The sequence below is a fragment of the Bradyrhizobium neotropicale genome (assembly GCF_001641695.1).
Lineage (GTDB): Bacteria > Pseudomonadota > Alphaproteobacteria > Rhizobiales > Xanthobacteraceae > Bradyrhizobium > Bradyrhizobium neotropicale.
The window spans coordinates 1-14,972 of sequence record NZ_LSEF01000042.1; the positions used below are offsets into that span (position 1 = coordinate 1).

The window sequence follows — 14,972 nt, forward strand, 5'->3', positions numbered from 1 at the left end:
GGCCCAGCTTGTGGATAGCTGAATATTTAAGGTGCTGCGCTTCAGGCTGATGGTGAAAACGAGGTCCGTGGTGACGGCCTCAAGCATCAGGAGAAGCGCAGCATGGACCATTTTGCCGGACTGGACGTATCGGTCAAGGAGACGAGTGTCTGCATTTTGGATGATACGGGCAAGATCTTGAAGGAAGTGAAGGTGGCGAGTGAGCCCCAAGCGCTTCTGAAGGTTCTGGGGAATCCCGCCTACCGCTTCAAGCGGATCGGACTGGAAGCCGGGCCGTTATCGCAATGGCTGTTCAGCGCTCTCGCCGAAGCCGAGTTACCAGTGATCTGTGTGGAGACTCGGCACATGCAGGCGGTGCTGAAGGCGCAGATCAACAAGACCGACCGCAATGACGCGCGCGGCATCGCTCAGATGATGCGGGTGGGAGTGTATCGCCCGGTGCATGTGAAGACGCTACGCAGCCAGAAACTGCGTATGCTGCTAACCCATCGCAAGCTATTGCAGTCGAAGGCCATCGCCATCGAGAACGATCTGCGAGGGACTTTGCGTAACTTCGGCCTCAAGGTGGGCATAGTCGGAATGGTGAGGTTCGAGGCCCGCATCCAGGAGCTTGTCGAGACTATTCCCGACTTGGCGATCCTGGTGGAACCGCTGCTCGTCGTGCGGCGGGCGCTACGCGAACAGATCATCATCCTGCACCGCCGCTTGCTGGCCATCGTGCGCGACGACGAGGTGTGCCGGCGCCTGATGACGACCCCCGGTGTCGGCCCGGTGGTGGCGCTGACCTATCGCGCGACCGTCGATGTGCCAGCCCGATTCCGAAAATCCAAGTCGGTCGGGGCAGTGTTTGGGCTGACGAGCTCCAGATATCAATCAGGCGAGATCGATTGGAGCGGCAGGATATCGCGCTGCGGGGATGAGATGATGCGGGTGATGCTCTACGAAGCAGCGCAGAGCATGTTGCATTCGAAGAAATGGTCCTGGCTCAAGGCCTGGGCCATGCAGATCGCCAGGCGTCGCGGAATGAAGAAGGCGATCGTGGCCCTGGCCCGTCGGCTGGCCGTCATCATGCACCGCATATGGGTCGATGGCACCGAGTTCCGGTGGACCCGGGAGCCAACCGCGACAGCAGCATGAAAACCGTTCAGGATCAAAGCCGATAGGAGGAAACTCGAGATCCACCCAGCAGTGGAAAGATGTCCCTCGCGGGACGATGGATGAGGTGAGTTCGCATGTCCGCTTGAACCTGTCGTTCAAACTAACGACAAGGCCGCGCAAAAGATTGTTCTACTTCGTCCTCGAATCCCATGATGGAAGGGCCCTGGTGCCGATTCCGAAGAGAAGCGCGAGCCCGTGAGCGACATCGACACTGCAGTGGCGGATAGTCTGAAAGTGCTTGACCTCAAACGGCCGATTAGAGAAGCGGACATCGCCGGAGGTCGCCGATGGGCCAACAACCCGACTTATGCATTGCGCAAACAGCCTGACTCGATTACCTCGTCGATACACTAGGATCGCTCACCGCCACTGCCGCCATCGGTTAGCGCTGAGAGCATGGCGTGGACTGCAATTGCCGCTATGACACCCGTGACAAAGAGCCCGAAAAAGCCAATTCCGATCGCAAGTGCGCGCGTCAACCCCTGCCTCGGGACGAGGTCACCGTAACCAATCGTGAGGCCGGTGATGAAAGTAAAATAGACCGCATCCCCGAAAGACCAGCCCTCAATAAAACCAGCCAGCAAGCCCAACGCAAGCTGAATTGCCAGAAGTATAGACAACACCGGCCACGTTACGTGAATCGCATGGCCAAGCGCCACCAAAAAGCGCCGCCGCAAAGTTTTCCGTGCCGACCAGTTCATGTCGTGGCGACCTCCACAAAACAGCAGAAGTGGTGCAGCTCAGCAATGGATCGGCACAAGAAAATTAGAGCAAGGTCTTCAAACCGGATAAAGGTGCGGCCCGTCAAGGGCAAGAAGATCGCGCATTCTTGCTCAAGGCGTGGCTCACTAATTCAATCCCGCCACGATCACCACCACCACCGGCAACGTCACCGCAGCCAGCAGCGTGCCCAGCGCCACAGCTCCCGACACTGGATTTACCAGCCGCTGATACTGAACCGCAAAGATGTACGTGTTCGCACCGGTCGGCATCGCTGCGAACAGCACGACCACGCCGGCCGCGAGCGGCGGCAGGTCGAGCAGCTTTGCCAGCAGGAAGGCGGCGGCCGGCATCGCCAGCAGTTTGAGCGCGCACATGACGACGATGCCGAGCTTGTCGCCCTTGACCTCGAACCGGAACAGATTGATGCCGAGCGCGATCAGCGCTGCCGGCGATCCCGCCTGCGCGGCGGCGGTGTTATCCGCCGGTCCTAGGAGATCATGGCTTTGATCTGCGCGGTGTCCGCAAATTCAGTCAGCTCAACGATTTTGCCGTCCTGAAATCTGAACAGGTCCAGGACTTCGGTCCGGAAGGTTTTCCCGGTCGGGCGATGTTCTACGACGAGGAGGGATCGCACGGCAGCATGCTGCCCCTCAACCAGCTCGCTTAGGATTTGGCGATCTACGAAGCCGAAGTTGTCGATGAATTGACCGAAAGCTTCTCGCAAGGTCGGGTGCCCCTGAACACTTCCGGCTATTTCGAGTGCGCTTTTGTCGCCTACCAGCGTGAATACACCTTCGGGATGAAAAGCTGCCACGAGGCCCTCGGCATTGCCGTTACCGCGCGCCGCGTAAGCCTCCCTGATGACTTTGAGCATGTCTTCGCGATGTCCCATGTCGGGCTCCCTGCAACACATCTCACGTCGGAACAGAGTAGCTACCTTCGCGTGCAAAGGCAAAATCCTGACACTGGTTGCCAATTTGGACGCTGCCCTCGATACGAAACCTGCTCATGGAGGAGCAAATAGATCAGGCTTATCAAAGGGCGGCAGGCACATTGCTCGGGGAGCTACTTCAACCCCGCCACGATCACCACCACCGGCAGCGTCACCGCAGCCAGCAGCGTGCCCAGCGCGACCGCCCCCGACACCGGGTTCACCAGCCGCTGATACTGAACCGCAAAGATATACGCGTTCGCGCCGGTCGGCATCGCTGCGAACAGCACGACCACGCCGGCCGCCAGCGGCGGCAGGTCGAACAGCTTTGCCAGCAGGAAGGCGGCCACCGGCATCGCCAGCAGTTTGAGCGCGCACATGACGACGATGCCGAGCTTCTCGCCCTTGACCTCGAACCGGAACAGATTGATGCCGAGCGCGATCAGGGCCGCCGGCGATCCCGCCTGCGCGAGCAGCTCGATCGTCCGGTCGACGACGGGATTGAGGCCGAGATCCGTGAAGCGCCAGACGAGGCCGAAGCCGATCGCCAGCATGATCGGGTTGCGCGAAAGATCCAGCAGCACCGGCAGGATGATCGACAGGGCCGAGCCCTTCTGCTCGCGGTCGACCAATTCCATCTGCAGCGTGCCGCAGAGCCAGAGCAGCGGCGTGTTCACCGACAGGATCAGCGCCATCGGCCCCGCGGCCTCGTTCCCCAGCGCCGAGAGCGTCAGCGGAATGCCGAGCATCACGATGTTGCCGTAGACCGAGCCGATCGCGAACACGACGCCATCCTCGCTGTCCTCGCGGTTCTCGCGCAGCAGGGCCGACAGCGCCAGCGCCGCGATCCAGGTGATGGCCAGCGCCCCGTAATAGGCGCCCCACATCCGGAAGGCGCTGAGCTGCGGGAATTCCGAGACGACGATGGTGCGGAACAGCAGGGCGGGGATGGCGATGCTGAAGGCGAATTCGGAGATGCCCTTGTGCGCGGTCTCGGAGACGAAGCGAAACAGCACCGCCGCATAGCCGGCCGCGATCAGGGCAAAGACCGGCGCGACGATCAACACGGTGGCCATGCGGTCCTCACTTCACGGGGATATTTCGCTGGCCACCCCACGCGCCCTCGATCATGGCATCATGCCGGTGTTTTGCCCGACATGTCAAAGGGGCTTCGTAAAATCCGCAAAATGTGCTTCAGCCCCCGTCGGCTACTTTGCATGGGGTTGTTTTCGCGATTTTTGTCGGAGCGGAGCGGAAGCTTCACGCCGAGCCCGATCTCGTCAGCGCTGCCAAAGGGTTAAGCCGGCAGCCTCGGCCATTTGCTGCCGCTGGCCTGGCTGGTGCCGGGCTGACCGCCCTGTTGCCGAGAGCGCACAGCTCGCGGTTTTCGTATCGCGGCTCGGTTGCCAACGAAGGGACGTTCACCCACTATCCCCCGACACGACAATTGGGGGGATCGATGCCGGCGTTTCGCTTCGAGAAGTCCTTGGCTGCCGCAATCTGTGGGATTGCCCTCGCCGTCCTGGTCCAGCCTGGCGCTGGCTTCGCCTACACCCCGGAGGAGCAGCAGGCCTGCACGCCGGATGCGATGCGGCTGTGCGGCGAGTTCGTGCCGAACGTCGATGCCATCACCGCCTGCATGGTCCAGAAGAAGTCGCAGCTCTCGCCGCAATGCCGGGTGTTCTTCCGGCGGGGGCCGGAGGCGGGCGAGGAGCGCGCCGGGCGGCCGAGCGACCTCAAGCCGCGTACCGCGAAGAAGAGCACCAAACCGACCTCCAAGCCAACCTCGAAGGCGAGCAAGAAGAAAAAGACCGACGAGGGCTGAACGCCCGTCACGCTCTTTTCGCAACCGCCGTCATGCCCGGGCCCGCCCCGGGCATTCGCGTTTTGGCTCCTTCGCGCGGATGCACCTCTGTCAAAATGACCCAGCATCGGCCTCGCGAAAGCCCAGGGACTCCTTTTGTTCACGCGCTTCGCGCGCGGCGCTGCAGCGATGACGAGCGCGATGATAGGAAAAGAGTCGGAACAGGATTTGCGCGGCGAGGTTGCATCCCGCCTCTTGCCTCATCGCTGCTCAAAAAGCGCACGGAATGCTTGCGGAGCACGCGTTTTATTACAGTTCGTATCGGCGTCGCGCGAAGCAGTGTGACTCAAAAGCCAACACGCCTTGTTATTTCGTGGCGGCGACGCAACTCCCGGTAAATTTTTCTTTCACGAATCAGCGCGGTGATTCATTTTCGGTACCTGGGGTCAATCTGGAGGCCAGAGGTATGAACGTTATTGTTTTTGCATCGCGTAAAGGCGGCTCGGGCAAGAGTACCCTGGCCGCACATCTCGCCGCGCAGATCAAGGCGACCAAGCCTATTCTGCTCGTCGATGCGGATCCGCAGGGGTCGCTCACGCTGTGGCACAAGCTGCGTGGCACCAACGAGCCGCCGATCAAGGCGGCAGTGAATTCTGTCAGCGGCATCGTCTCCGCTGCCAAGCGCGACGGATATGAATGGGTGTTGATCGACACGCCGCCGAACCTGTCGGCCGTCGTCGACGATGCCATCAAGAACGCAACCATGGTGGTCATTCCGGCGCGGCCCGGCGTGTTCGACGTCAACGCGGTGCAGGAAACCATCCAGATGTGCCGCGCGGCGCGCAAGCCCTACGCGGTCGTGCTGAACGGTGCGCCGGCCCGTCGTGACGAGTCCGAAAGCCCGATCGTCACCATCGCCCGCGAGGCGCTGGCGAAGTTCCGTGCGCCGGTGTGGGGCGGCCAGATCACCAACCGTTCCGATCTGCTGATGGCGCTGAGCCATGGCGAGGGCGCGCGGGAATATCAGGCCGAGAGCCGTGCGGCTCAGGAAATTGCAAGGCTGTGGGCGGCGATCGAGCGTTCAGTGAAAGCTATTCGCGGCACGGCGTCGGCATCCGGCGCAATGCACAAGCAGGCGGCTTAGTTTCTTTGTTCATTCTCGGGTTACGAAAAACGCGCGGGCCAGCCGCGCGTTTTGCGTTTCCGGGACCTGGTCGTGCGCCCTACGCCACCATCAGCATGTAGAACACGATGACCGGCGACAGGGTCAGGATCACCGACCAGATGCCGACGGACCAGAGAATGTCTTCGGTGGTGAAGCCTTGGTTGGCAAGGTTTTGGTTGGCAAGTTTTTGGTTGGCAAGTGCTTGCCGTCCGGCGTCGTAATGCGACGCCATCTCATTCTGATTATTCACAAACGCCCCCGCGATTTCTTCGCTTACGGGCTTGACGATAAGCGCGATGTTTTAAGATCGGGATCGCAACTCCGCTCGCATTTGAGCGCGGGCGCTACCACGGATTAACCATCCGCACGTCAGCCGACCAGCCAGACCCGAAACAGGAGGACCGGCATCAGGCCGAGCATCACGGCCCAGAGGCCGAACGACGATACCACCAGAATTCCCTGCAAAAGATCGGCGGGCGCGAATTGGCGCGCGGCCGTAGGCTGAGTTCGATGCCCCATGGTTCTCCCCCTCTGATCTTGGAGGACCACGATAGGCGCGATTGCGTAAAGGAGCCGTGGATGCGTCGTGCCGCGGCCGCGAAGGAAGTTCGGGCGCGGTCAACCACAGATGCGCTCTCCCCTTCTCCCCTTGCAAGGGGAGAAGGGGAGGCAGCGAGCGCGGGGCGAGATGAGATGAGATGAGATGAGATCGTCTACGCCGCGACTTTCGCCCGCTGCTCGATCTCGCGATCGAGGGTGGCGGCGAGCTCGCTGCTCACTTCCACCATCGGCAGGCGCACTTCGGGGCTGTCGATCAGGCCGCTGCGCCACAGCCAGTACTTCGCCGGCGCGGGGCTCGGCTCGGTGAACAACAGGCGCGTCAGCTCCTTTACCTCCTGCCAGCGCGCCAGCGCTGCGCCGGCGTTGCCGCGCTTCAGCTCCGCGTAGACGGCGGCGAAGGTCGCGGTCTCGATATGGGCGGAGAGCAGGATGCCGCCGTCGGCGCCATCTGCGAGCGCTTCGTGATAATTGGCATCCTCACCGGTGAGCACACGAAACCTCTTGGGCCGGTCGCGCAGCAGTGCGATCGATTGCTCGCGGCTCGCGCCGCAATCCTTCAGGCCGACGATGTTCGGATGCTCGGCGAGCCGCAGCAGCGTCTGGTTGGTAATGTTGACCGAGGTGCGATAGGGGATGTTGTAGAGCGCGAGCGGCCAGGCGGCGTGATCGGCGAGCGCCTCGAAATGCGCCAGCATTCCGCGCTGCGACGGCCGCACATAGTAAGGGCTTGCGATCAGGTAGCCATCGATCGGCCAGTCCGCGGTCTCGTCGAGACGATCCTTAAGCCGCGAGGTGTCCGCACCGGACAATCCAAGGCAGATCGGAACGGTGCGGGGGCCAGCCGCCATCTCGTCGCGCACGGTGGCGACGAGGCGTTCGAGCTCGGCGTCCCGCAGCGTCATGCCTTCGCCGGAGGTCGCCCCCAGGATGAAGCCGTCGATCGCTTGCGCCGCGTAGTGCCGCGTCAGCCGCCGCAGCGACGTCTCGTCGAGGCGGTCATCGCGAAACGGTGTCACCAGCGGCAGCCAGAGCCCGTGCAGATGTGATCGCAGGTCGGTCATGTTCCATCTCCTTGTCTAGATTCGACCTGAGACGGAGGGCACATGAAAAAACCCCGTCCAGGTGGCGGGGTTTTCGGGATTGCGACGACGAAGTCTGCTTCTAGCGCGCGCACATATCCCTGGTCCCCGGATGGGGGCCTTTTTTCGAGGCGATTGCCTTGAACGAGATTGCGCACGACTTCGTGATCATGGGCAAATGATGCGGGGTAGGCGTGGAACTGTCAATACACGCGGAGGGCGAAAGCCAGAATCGACGAAAAAAAGCCGGGCCCAAAGAGCCCGGCTTAGGTATTGGCCACGTGAGGCCGACACAATCACCTTCCAAGAGGGATTACTGAACTCCCGCGCCACTGGAGGAGGGGGACAAATGCGCAACGCGAAGGCTCAGCGTGGAAACATTATGGGCTCGCCCTGCGCCATGCAGCAACCGTCGGGGTCGCATGTCAGACATGCGGAAATCAGGACGGCCAGCGCTGCGCCTTGCTCACCACGAAGTCGCGGAACACCTGCACGCGCGCGACCGTCTTCAACTCCTCGGGATAGACGAAATACGTATCGAGTTGGATCGAATCCGATTCGCCGAAGAGCTGCACCAGGCGGCTGTTTTCCTCGACGAGGTAGTCGGGCAGCGCTGCGATGCCGAGGCCCTGCTGACAGGCGCGTACAAGGCCAAGGATGTTGTTGACCTTGAAGTAGGCTTCGCGCGGACCCGAGCCGTTGCGCCCGGCTTCGATCAGCCAGTTGCGGTTCTGCAGATGCGGCGCGAAGTTGCCGTCGGAGAGCGTGATGATGCGGTGGGAGTCGAGCTCCTCCAGCGTGCGCGGCGTGCCGAAGCGCTTGATGTATTCCGGCGAGCAATAGGCGTGAAAGCCCATCGCGAAGAGCTTGCGCTGGATGAGATCGGGCTGCGTCGGCTTGCGGGTGCGGATCGCGACGTCGGCCTCGCGCATCGAAAGATCCAGCTCCTCGTCGGTGACGATCAGCGAGATGCGGATCTCCGGATAGAGCGCGGTGAATTCGCCGAGCCGCGGGATCAGCCAGTTGATGCCGACGCCGGGCGTGGTGGTGATCTTGAGATCGCCGCTCGGCCGCTCGCGGCTGTCGGTCAGTTTCGCGCGCGCCGCCTGCAGCTGCATGAACACGTCATGCGCGGTGCGGAAGAGCAGGTCGCCCTGCTCGGTGAGGATCAGGCCGCGGGCGTGGCGGTGGAACAGCGAGACCGACAGCTCCTGCTCCAGCGCACTGACCTGGCGTGAGACCGCCGACTGCGACAGGCCGAGCTGTTCACCCGCATGCGTGAAGCTGCCCGCTTCCGCCGCTGCGTGAAACACCTTCAGCTTGTCCCAGTCCATATCCGTGAATCCGTCGCGTGTTCGAGCCATGGTCATCATTCCGCTGCCGCGCGCTCGCTGGCGCGCAGGGCCAAGAAACGTTCGGCTTCGAGTGCTGCCATGCAGCCGAGGCCAGCGGCCGTGACGGCCTGGCGATAGGTCTCGTCGGCGACGTCGCCGGCGGCGAACAGGCCGGGCACCGAGGTGGCGGTCGAGTTCGGGGCGACCTCGACATAGCCCGACTGTTTGAGCTTGACCTGATCCTTCACGAGGTCGGTTGCCGGCGCATGTCCGATGGCGATGAACACGCCGTCGGCTTTCACCTTGGTGAGCGCACCGGTCTTGACGTTCTTGAGGCGGACATGCGTGACCTTGCTGGGGTTCGCCTCGCCGCAGACCTCGTCGATGGCGCTGTCCCAGATCACCTTGATCTTGGGGTTCTTGAACAGGCGTTCCTGGAGAATGCGCTCGGCGCGGAAATGGTCGCGGCGGTGAACGATCGTCACCTGCGAAGCGAAGTTGGTCAGGAACAATGCCTCCTCGACCGCGGTGTTGCCGCCGCCGACCACCATCACTTCCTTGCTGCGGTAGAAGAAGCCGTCGCAGGTGGCGCAGGCCGAGACGCCGAAACCCTTGAAGGTCTCTTCCGAGGGAATTCCGAGCCAGCGTGCCTGGGCGCCGGTGGCGAGAATGACGGTGTCAGCGAGATAGACGTCGCCGGAGTCGCAGGTGAGGCGAAAGGGGCGGTGCGAGGTCTCCAGCTTGGTCACCAGATCGGTCTTGATCTGGGTGCCCATGTGCAGCGCCTGCTTCTCCATCTGCTCCATCAGCCAGGGGCCCTGGATCACGTCGGCGAAGCCCGGATAGTTCTCGACGTCGGTGGTGATGGTGAGCTGGCCGCCCGGCTGGATGCCCTGGATCAGGATCGGCTCGAGCATCGCGCGCGCGGCATAGATGGCCGCGGTGTAGCCGGCGGGGCCGGAGCCGATGATGACGACCTTTGCATGGACGGGAGCTGGCATTTTCTTGGACTGCCTTTCTCGGGGGAATTGCAGCGCGGGCGCGGAAAGTGCCAGGTGAGCATCGCGGAGGCGCTGAAATATCAGAGCTAATCTAAGCCTTCTGGTGAGCTATGCAAGAATTGCATTCCCTCTCGGCGGATTTTTCCAACAAGGAACAAAAGTCGATTGCGCTGCACGCGCAATAAAATTGCGCACCCGGTGCGGACTCGGCTATGAGGATTGCGACAGACCCACCCGATACCGCCGCAAGGCCAGGAGTTCCAATCACGTGTCGCGGAACCTAGACGAGATCGATCTCAAAATTCTCGCCGAGATTCAGGCCGACGGTCGAATCACCAATGTCGAGCTGGCCAAGCGCGTGGGCATTTCCCCGCCACCTTGCCTGCGCCGCGTCCGGGCGCTGGAGGAGGAAGGCTACATTCACGGCTATCGCGGGCTCCTTGATGCGCGAAAGCTCGGCTTCGATGTCACAGTGTTCGCCGCCGTGCACCTCTCCAGCCAGGCCGAAGCGGACTTGCGCGCCTTCGAGCAGTTCGTCCGCGCCGAGCCCCTGGTGCGGGAATGCTGGATGCTGTCGGGCGAAGTCGATTTCATCCTGAAATGCGTCGCGCCCGACATGGCGACCTTCCAGGATTTCGTCACGCACCTCACCGCAGCGCCTCATGTGCGCAACGTGCGGACCTCGCTGGTGCTGCACAATTCGAAATACGAGGCGGCCGTGCCGCTGGATGTGAAGGGAAGGCGATAGGCCTTGCGCTGACTTTTCTCGGAACTGTCAGTCTTCTCCGTCATTGCGAGCGCAGCGAAGCAATCCAGCATCTTTCCGCGGCGACAGTCTGGATTGCTTCGCTGCGCTCGCAATGAGGTGGGAGCCCCAGTCACTCACGCCGAGCAACACACGCCGAAACAAAAAGGCCGCGCGATGCGCGGCCTTTTCAAATCGTCAGACATAGCGGCAAATGGTTACCGCCACTCCACCTTGGTGATCTCGTACGCCTTGGCGCCGCCGGGTGCATTGACCTCGACGGTTGAACCCTTCTTCTTGCCGATCAGCGCGCGTGCGAGCGGGGAGGTGATGGAGATGCGGCCCTTCTTGGCGTCGGCCTCGACCTCGCCGACGAGCTGCCACACCGTCTTCTTCTCGGTGTCCTCGTCGACCAGCGTCACCGTGGCGCCGAACTTGATGGTGTCGCCGGACAGCTTCGAGATGTCGATGATGTCGGCGCGCGCGAGCTTGTCCTCGAGCTCGGCGATGCGGCCCTCATTGTGGGACTGCTCTTCCTTCGCGGCGTGATACTCCGCGTTTTCCGACAGGTCTCCGTGCGAGCGCGCCTCCGCGATATGCTCGATGATCCGCGGACGGTCCACGGACTGGCGCTGCTTCAATTCTTCCCCGAGCGCGGTAAAACCGGCCAGAGTCATCGGAACCTTTTCCATCGCTTCTCTCGTTCTCCGGTCGCACGTCCTCGAAAACAGGAGGGCGTGGGCGACCTTGATTCGTCGCTGTTTCCAGGGGCGGAACACACGGCCACCGGAACGTTATGTGGGTCTGGCGCCGGAACAGAACAACCACATGGCCGGACAGTTCCTCCGGCCATTGTGGCAGCATTGCCAATCACTTAGCGGAGGCTTCGGCTCCGCCAAAGATCAGGTTTCCGAAAAATAGCTCTGCAGGGTACGAACCTCAAGGTCCCCGCCCAGATAGGCGCGGATGCCCTGCGCGGCCGCCACGGCCCCGGAAAGAGTGGTGTAATACGGCACTTTATGCAAGAGGGCCGCGCGCCGCAGCGAACGGCTGTCGGCGAGCGCCTGCGGGCCTTCGGTGGTGTTGAAGACGAGCTGGACGTCGCCATTGGTGATGGCGTCGACGATGTGCGGCCGGCCCTCGAGCACCTTGTTCACCTTCTCGGTCGGGATGCCCTGGTCGGTCAGGAAGCGCTGCGTGCCCGACGTCGCCAGCACCTTGAAGCCGAGCGAGTGCAGCTGGCGCACGGCATCGGCGATGCGCATCTTGTCGCTCTCGCGCACCGAGACGAACACCGTGCCATTGGCCGGCACCCGCGTGCCGCCGCCGAGCTGGCTCTTCGCGAACGCCACTTCGAACGAGCGGTCGATGCCCATGACCTCGCCGGTCGAGCGCATCTCGGGGCCGAGCACCGTGTCGACGCCGGGGAAGCGCGCGAAGGGGAACACCGATTCCTTGACGCCGACATGCTTGAGCTGCGCCTTCTTCAGCTTGAAGTCGGCGAGCTTCTCGCCGGCCATGATGCGCGCGGCGATCTTTGCGACCGGCGTGCCGATCACCTTGGCGACGAAGGGCACCGTGCGCGAGGCGCGCGGGTTGACCTCGAGCACATAGATCTCGCCGTCCTTGATGGCGTATTGCACGTTCATCAAGCCGACGACGTCGAGGCCCAGCGCGAGCTCACGCGTCTGCCGTTCCAGCTCGTCGATCATCTTGTCATCGAGCGAATAGGGCGGCAGCGAGCAGGCGGAGTCGCCGGAGTGAATGCCGGCTTCCTCGATATGCTCCATGATGCCGACGATGAAGACGTCCTTGCCGTCTGAGAGGCAGTCGACGTCGACTTCGGTGGCATCGGACAGATATCGGTCGAACAGCAACGGGTTCTTGCCGAGCACGGTGTTGATCTGCCCGGTCTTGTCGTTCGGATAGCGCGCCTTGACGTCGGCGGGCACCAGCTCCGGCAACGTGCCGAGCAGATAGTCGTTGAGCTGGTTCTCCTCGCGGATGATCTGCATCGCGCGGCCACCGAGCACGTAGGACGGACGCACCACGAGCGGCAGGCCGAGATCGGCTGCAACGAGGCGCGCCTGCTCGACCGAGTAGGCGATGCCGTTCTTCGGCTGCTTCAGCCGCAGCTTGTCGAGCACGCGCTTGAAGCGGTCGCGATCTTCCGCAAGATCGATGGCGTCGGGCGAGGTGCCGAGGATCGGCACTTCGGCAGCCTCGAGCGCGCGCGCGAGCTTCAGCGGGGTCTGGCCGCCGAACTGCACGATCACGCCATGCAGCGTGCCGTTCGTGCGCTCGGTCGCGATGATCTCCAGCACGTCTTCGGCCGTCAGCGGCTCGAAATAGAGCCGGTCCGCGGTGTCGTAGTCGGTCGATACCGTCTCCGGATTGCAGTTGACCATGATGGTCTCGTAACCGGCGTCTGCGAGCGCGAAGCAGGCGTGACAGCAGCAATAGTCGAACTCGATGCCCTGGCCGATGCGGTTCGGGCCGCCGCCGAGGATAATGACCTTCTTCTTGTCCGACGGCGCGCTCTCGTCCGCGAGGCTGCCGGCAAACGGTGCCTCATAGGTCGAGTACATGTAAGCGGTCGGCGAGGCGAATTCGGCGGCGCAGGTGTCGATACGCTTGAACACGGGACGGACGCCCAGCGCATGCCGCTTGGCCGTGATCTCGGCCTCCGTCGTGTGCGAGAGCACGGCGAGCCGTGCGTCGGAGAAGCCCATCGCCTTCAGGGTGCGCATGCCGAACGCGTTGGACGGAAGACCATTCTTCTTGATCTTCTCCTCCATGTCGACGATGCCGCGCATCTCGGCGAGGAACCACGGATCGATCTTGCAGGAGTTGAAGATGTCCTCGTTGGACCAGCCGAGGCGCATCGCCTGGGCGACCTGCAACAGCCGGTTCGGGGTCGGCGTGCCCAGCGCAGCGCGGATCGCGTTCTTGTCGTCGCCCTGGCCGAGGCCATCGATCTCGATTTCGTCGAGGCCGGTGAGCCCGGTCTCGAGCCCGCGCAGGGCCTTCTGAAGGCTCTCCTGGAAGGTGCGGCCGATCGCCATGACTTCGCCGACCGACTTCATCGAGGTGGTCAGGGTCGAGGAGGCGCCCGGGAATTTCTCAAAAGCGAAACGCGGGATCTTGGTCACCACGTAGTCGATGGTCGGCTCGAACGAGGCAGGCGTCGCGCCGCCGGTGATGTCGTTGGCGATCTCGTCCAGCGTATAGCCGATCGCGAGCTTGGCCGCGACCTTGGCGATCGGAAAGCCCGTGGCTTTCGAAGCCAATGCCGAAGAACGAGAAACGCGCGGGTTCATCTCGATCACGACCATGCGGCCGTCGGCGGGATTGATGCCGAATTGCACGTTGGAGCCGCCGGTCTCCACCCCGATCTCGCGCAGCACCGCCAGCGAGGCGTCGCGCATGATCTGGTATTCCTTGTCGGTCAGCGTCAGCGCCGGCGCGACCGTGATGGAGTCGCCGGTGTGCACACCCATCGGATCGAAATTCTCGATCGAGCAGATGATGATGCAATTGTCCTTCTTGTCGCGCACCACCTCCATCTCGAACTCTTTCCAGCCGAGAACGGATTCTTCGATCAGCACTTCGTTGGTCGGGGACGCGTCCAGGCCGCGCTCGATGATGTCGAGGAATTCTTCCTTGTTGTAGGCGATGCCGCCGCCGGTGCCGCCGAGCGTGAAGGAGGGACGGATGATCGCCGGCAGTCCGATCTCGGACAGCGCCATCATCGCCTGGCCCAGCGCGTACTCCTGGTAGCGCTTGCGACGCTCGTTCTCACCGAGGGACCACTGCCGGTCGAGGTCCTCCTGCGCGGCGCCGGAGAGCTTCTCGCGTTCGGCGAGGTATTTGTCGCGGAAGGATTTTTTCAGCTGGGACGCGTTGGCAAGCCGCGACTTCGGGGTCTGAAGGCCGATCTTCTCCATGGCGTTGCGGAAAAGCTGCCGGTCCTCGGCCTTGTCGATCGCATCCGCAGTCGCGCCGATCATCTCGACGTCGAACTTTTCGAGCGTGCCCTGCTTGCGCAGCGACAGCGCGCAGTTCAGCGCGGTCTGGCCGCCCATGGTCGGCAGCAGCGCGAAGCCACCGGGGATGACGTGGCGTTCCTTCTCGATGATCTTGGCGACGATCTCCGGCGTGATCGGCTCGATATAGGTCGCATCGGCCAATTCCGGGTCGGTCATGATGGTGGCCGGGTTGGAATTGACGAGGACGATGCGATAGCCCTCTTCCTTCAGCGTCTTGCAGGCCTGGGTGCCGGAATAGTCGAATTCGCAGGCCTGGCCGATCACGATGGGACCGGCGCCGATGATCAGGATGGTCGAGATGTCGGTTCGTTTGGGCATCACCGCTCGCGGGCTGGAATTTGGGCACAAAAAAAGGGCGCGCTCGCCGCGCGTCCCCTTTAGCAGGAGCGCGATCAGCAAAAGTGGCGCCCGGTTTTGCGTCC

General features: G+C 62.6%; 15 protein-coding genes. 4 read left to right on the forward strand and 11 right to left on the reverse strand.

Annotated elements, in window-relative coordinates:
* Nucleotides 1-102: 102 nt before the first annotated feature.
* Nucleotides 103-1,137 (forward strand): IS110 family RNA-guided transposase, encoded by a 1,035-nt coding sequence (locus tag AXW67_RS13200; protein ID WP_063676386.1) that lies wholly within the window; start codon nt 103-105, stop codon nt 1,135-1,137.
* A 371-nt stretch (nt 1,138-1,508) separates the two neighbouring features.
* Here the strand turns inward: AXW67_RS13200 and AXW67_RS13205 are convergent, their stop codons facing one another.
* From AXW67_RS13205 to AXW67_RS13220, 4 genes are all read right to left on the reverse strand, one after another.
* Nucleotides 1,509-1,859 carry a potassium channel family protein gene (locus AXW67_RS13205; protein ID WP_245315533.1) on the reverse strand — a complete coding sequence of 117 codons (351 nt, stop codon included), beginning with the start codon at nt 1,857-1,859 and terminating at the stop codon, nt 1,509-1,511.
* Nucleotides 1,860-2,006: 147 nt separating this feature from the next.
* A complete protein-coding gene (locus AXW67_RS13210; protein WP_283806461.1) occupies nt 2,007-2,408 on the reverse strand; it encodes an AEC family transporter in 402 nt (133 codons plus the stop codon).
* Nucleotides 2,369-2,773, reverse strand: coding sequence for a nuclear transport factor 2 family protein (locus tag AXW67_RS13215; protein WP_027551813.1), 405 nt, complete (start codon nt 2,771-2,773; stop codon nt 2,369-2,371). The genes AXW67_RS13210 and AXW67_RS13215 overlap by 40 nt, the downstream gene beginning before the upstream one ends.
* Nucleotides 2,774-2,946: 173 nt before the next feature.
* A complete protein-coding gene (locus AXW67_RS13220; protein ID WP_063678242.1) occupies nt 2,947-3,888 on the reverse strand; it encodes an AEC family transporter in 942 nt (313 codons plus the stop codon).
* Between the two features lie 383 nt (nt 3,889-4,271).
* On the opposite strand from AXW67_RS13220, the gene AXW67_RS13225 reads away from it, so the two are divergent.
* Both AXW67_RS13225 and AXW67_RS13230 read left to right on the forward strand, forming a co-directional pair.
* On the forward strand, nt 4,272-4,637 hold the full coding sequence (locus AXW67_RS13225) for a hypothetical protein (protein WP_063678243.1): 366 nt from the start codon (nt 4,272-4,274) through the stop codon (nt 4,635-4,637).
* A 445-nt stretch (nt 4,638-5,082) separates the two neighbouring features.
* The gene (locus tag AXW67_RS13230; protein ID WP_027551806.1) at nt 5,083-5,760 is read left to right on the forward strand and encodes a ParA family protein; all 678 of its coding nucleotides are present in this window, start codon (nt 5,083-5,085) and stop codon (nt 5,758-5,760) included.
* Nucleotides 5,761-5,839: 79 nt separating this feature from the next.
* On the opposite strand, the gene AXW67_RS41820 is transcribed toward AXW67_RS13230, so the two are convergent.
* From AXW67_RS41820 to trxB, 5 genes are all read right to left on the reverse strand, one after another.
* On the reverse strand, nt 5,840-6,013 hold the full coding sequence (locus AXW67_RS41820; RefSeq protein ID WP_145927585.1) for a hypothetical protein: 174 nt from the start codon (nt 6,011-6,013) through the stop codon (nt 5,840-5,842).
* A 137-nt stretch (nt 6,014-6,150) separates the two neighbouring features.
* Nucleotides 6,151-6,300 (reverse strand): hypothetical protein, encoded by a 150-nt coding sequence (locus tag AXW67_RS43155; RefSeq protein ID WP_201723666.1) that lies wholly within the window; start codon nt 6,298-6,300, stop codon nt 6,151-6,153.
* 194 nt (nt 6,301-6,494) lie between these two features.
* Nucleotides 6,495-7,403 (reverse strand): 4-hydroxy-tetrahydrodipicolinate synthase family protein, encoded by a 909-nt coding sequence (locus AXW67_RS13235; RefSeq protein ID WP_063678244.1) that lies wholly within the window; start codon nt 7,401-7,403, stop codon nt 6,495-6,497.
* Between the two features lie 458 nt (nt 7,404-7,861).
* Nucleotides 7,862-8,785, reverse strand: a complete 924-nt coding sequence (locus AXW67_RS13240; RefSeq protein WP_027551803.1) for a LysR family transcriptional regulator — start codon at nt 8,783-8,785, stop codon at nt 7,862-7,864.
* A gap of 5 nt (nt 8,786-8,790) precedes the next feature.
* The gene (trxB, locus tag AXW67_RS13245) at nt 8,791-9,756 is read right to left on the reverse strand and encodes a thioredoxin-disulfide reductase (RefSeq protein WP_063678245.1); all 966 of its coding nucleotides are present in this window, start codon (nt 9,754-9,756) and stop codon (nt 8,791-8,793) included.
* Between the two features lie 268 nt (nt 9,757-10,024).
* Between trxB and AXW67_RS13250 the strand changes: the two genes are divergently transcribed.
* The gene (locus tag AXW67_RS13250; RefSeq protein WP_027551801.1) at nt 10,025-10,504 is read left to right on the forward strand and encodes an Lrp/AsnC family transcriptional regulator; all 480 of its coding nucleotides are present in this window, start codon (nt 10,025-10,027) and stop codon (nt 10,502-10,504) included.
* Nucleotides 10,505-10,719: 215 nt separating this feature from the next.
* On the opposite strand, the gene greA is transcribed toward AXW67_RS13250, so the two are convergent.
* Nucleotides 10,720-11,193: a transcription elongation factor GreA gene (gene greA, locus AXW67_RS13255; RefSeq protein ID WP_027551800.1), complete on the reverse strand. Its 474-nt coding sequence runs from the start codon at nt 11,191-11,193 to the stop codon at nt 10,720-10,722.
* A gap of 210 nt (nt 11,194-11,403) precedes the next feature.
* Entirely contained in the window at nt 11,404-14,868 is a 3,465-nt protein-coding gene (gene carB / locus AXW67_RS13260) for a carbamoyl-phosphate synthase large subunit (RefSeq protein ID WP_063678246.1), read from the reverse strand.
* Between the last annotated feature and the right edge of the window lie 104 nt (nt 14,869-14,972).

Excerpts from the sequence above, each read along its gene's own strand:
- carB (WP_063678246.1), bottom strand. The coding sequence starts at position 14,868 with ATGCCCAAACGAACCGACATCTCGACCATCCTGATCATCGGCGCCGGT.
- trxB (WP_063678245.1), bottom strand. The coding sequence starts at position 9,756 with ATGCCAGCTCCCGTCCATGCAAAGGTCGTCATCATCGGCTCCGGCCCC.
- AXW67_RS13220 (WP_063678242.1), bottom strand. The coding sequence starts at position 3,888 with ATGGCCACCGTGTTGATCGTCGCGCCGGTCTTTGCCCTGATCGCGGCC.
- AXW67_RS13205 (WP_245315533.1), bottom strand. The coding sequence starts at position 1,859 with ATGAACTGGTCGGCACGGAAAACTTTGCGGCGGCGCTTTTTGGTGGCG.
- AXW67_RS13240 (WP_027551803.1), bottom strand. The coding sequence starts at position 8,785 with ATGGCTCGAACACGCGACGGATTCACGGATATGGACTGGGACAAGCTG.
- AXW67_RS41820 (WP_145927585.1), bottom strand. The coding sequence starts at position 6,013 with ATGGCGTCGCATTACGACGCCGGACGGCAAGCACTTGCCAACCAAAAA.
- greA (WP_027551800.1), bottom strand. The coding sequence starts at position 11,193 with ATGGAAAAGGTTCCGATGACTCTGGCCGGTTTTACCGCGCTCGGGGAA.
- AXW67_RS13225 (WP_063678243.1), top strand. The coding sequence starts at position 4,272 with ATGCCGGCGTTTCGCTTCGAGAAGTCCTTGGCTGCCGCAATCTGTGGG.
- AXW67_RS13230 (WP_027551806.1), top strand. The coding sequence starts at position 5,083 with ATGAACGTTATTGTTTTTGCATCGCGTAAAGGCGGCTCGGGCAAGAGT.
- AXW67_RS13215 (WP_027551813.1), bottom strand. The coding sequence starts at position 2,773 with ATGGGACATCGCGAAGACATGCTCAAAGTCATCAGGGAGGCTTACGCG.
- AXW67_RS43155 (WP_201723666.1), bottom strand. The coding sequence starts at position 6,300 with ATGGGGCATCGAACTCAGCCTACGGCCGCGCGCCAATTCGCGCCCGCC.
- AXW67_RS13235 (WP_063678244.1), bottom strand. The coding sequence starts at position 7,403 with ATGACCGACCTGCGATCACATCTGCACGGGCTCTGGCTGCCGCTGGTG.
- AXW67_RS13200 (WP_063676386.1), top strand. The coding sequence starts at position 103 with ATGGACCATTTTGCCGGACTGGACGTATCGGTCAAGGAGACGAGTGTC.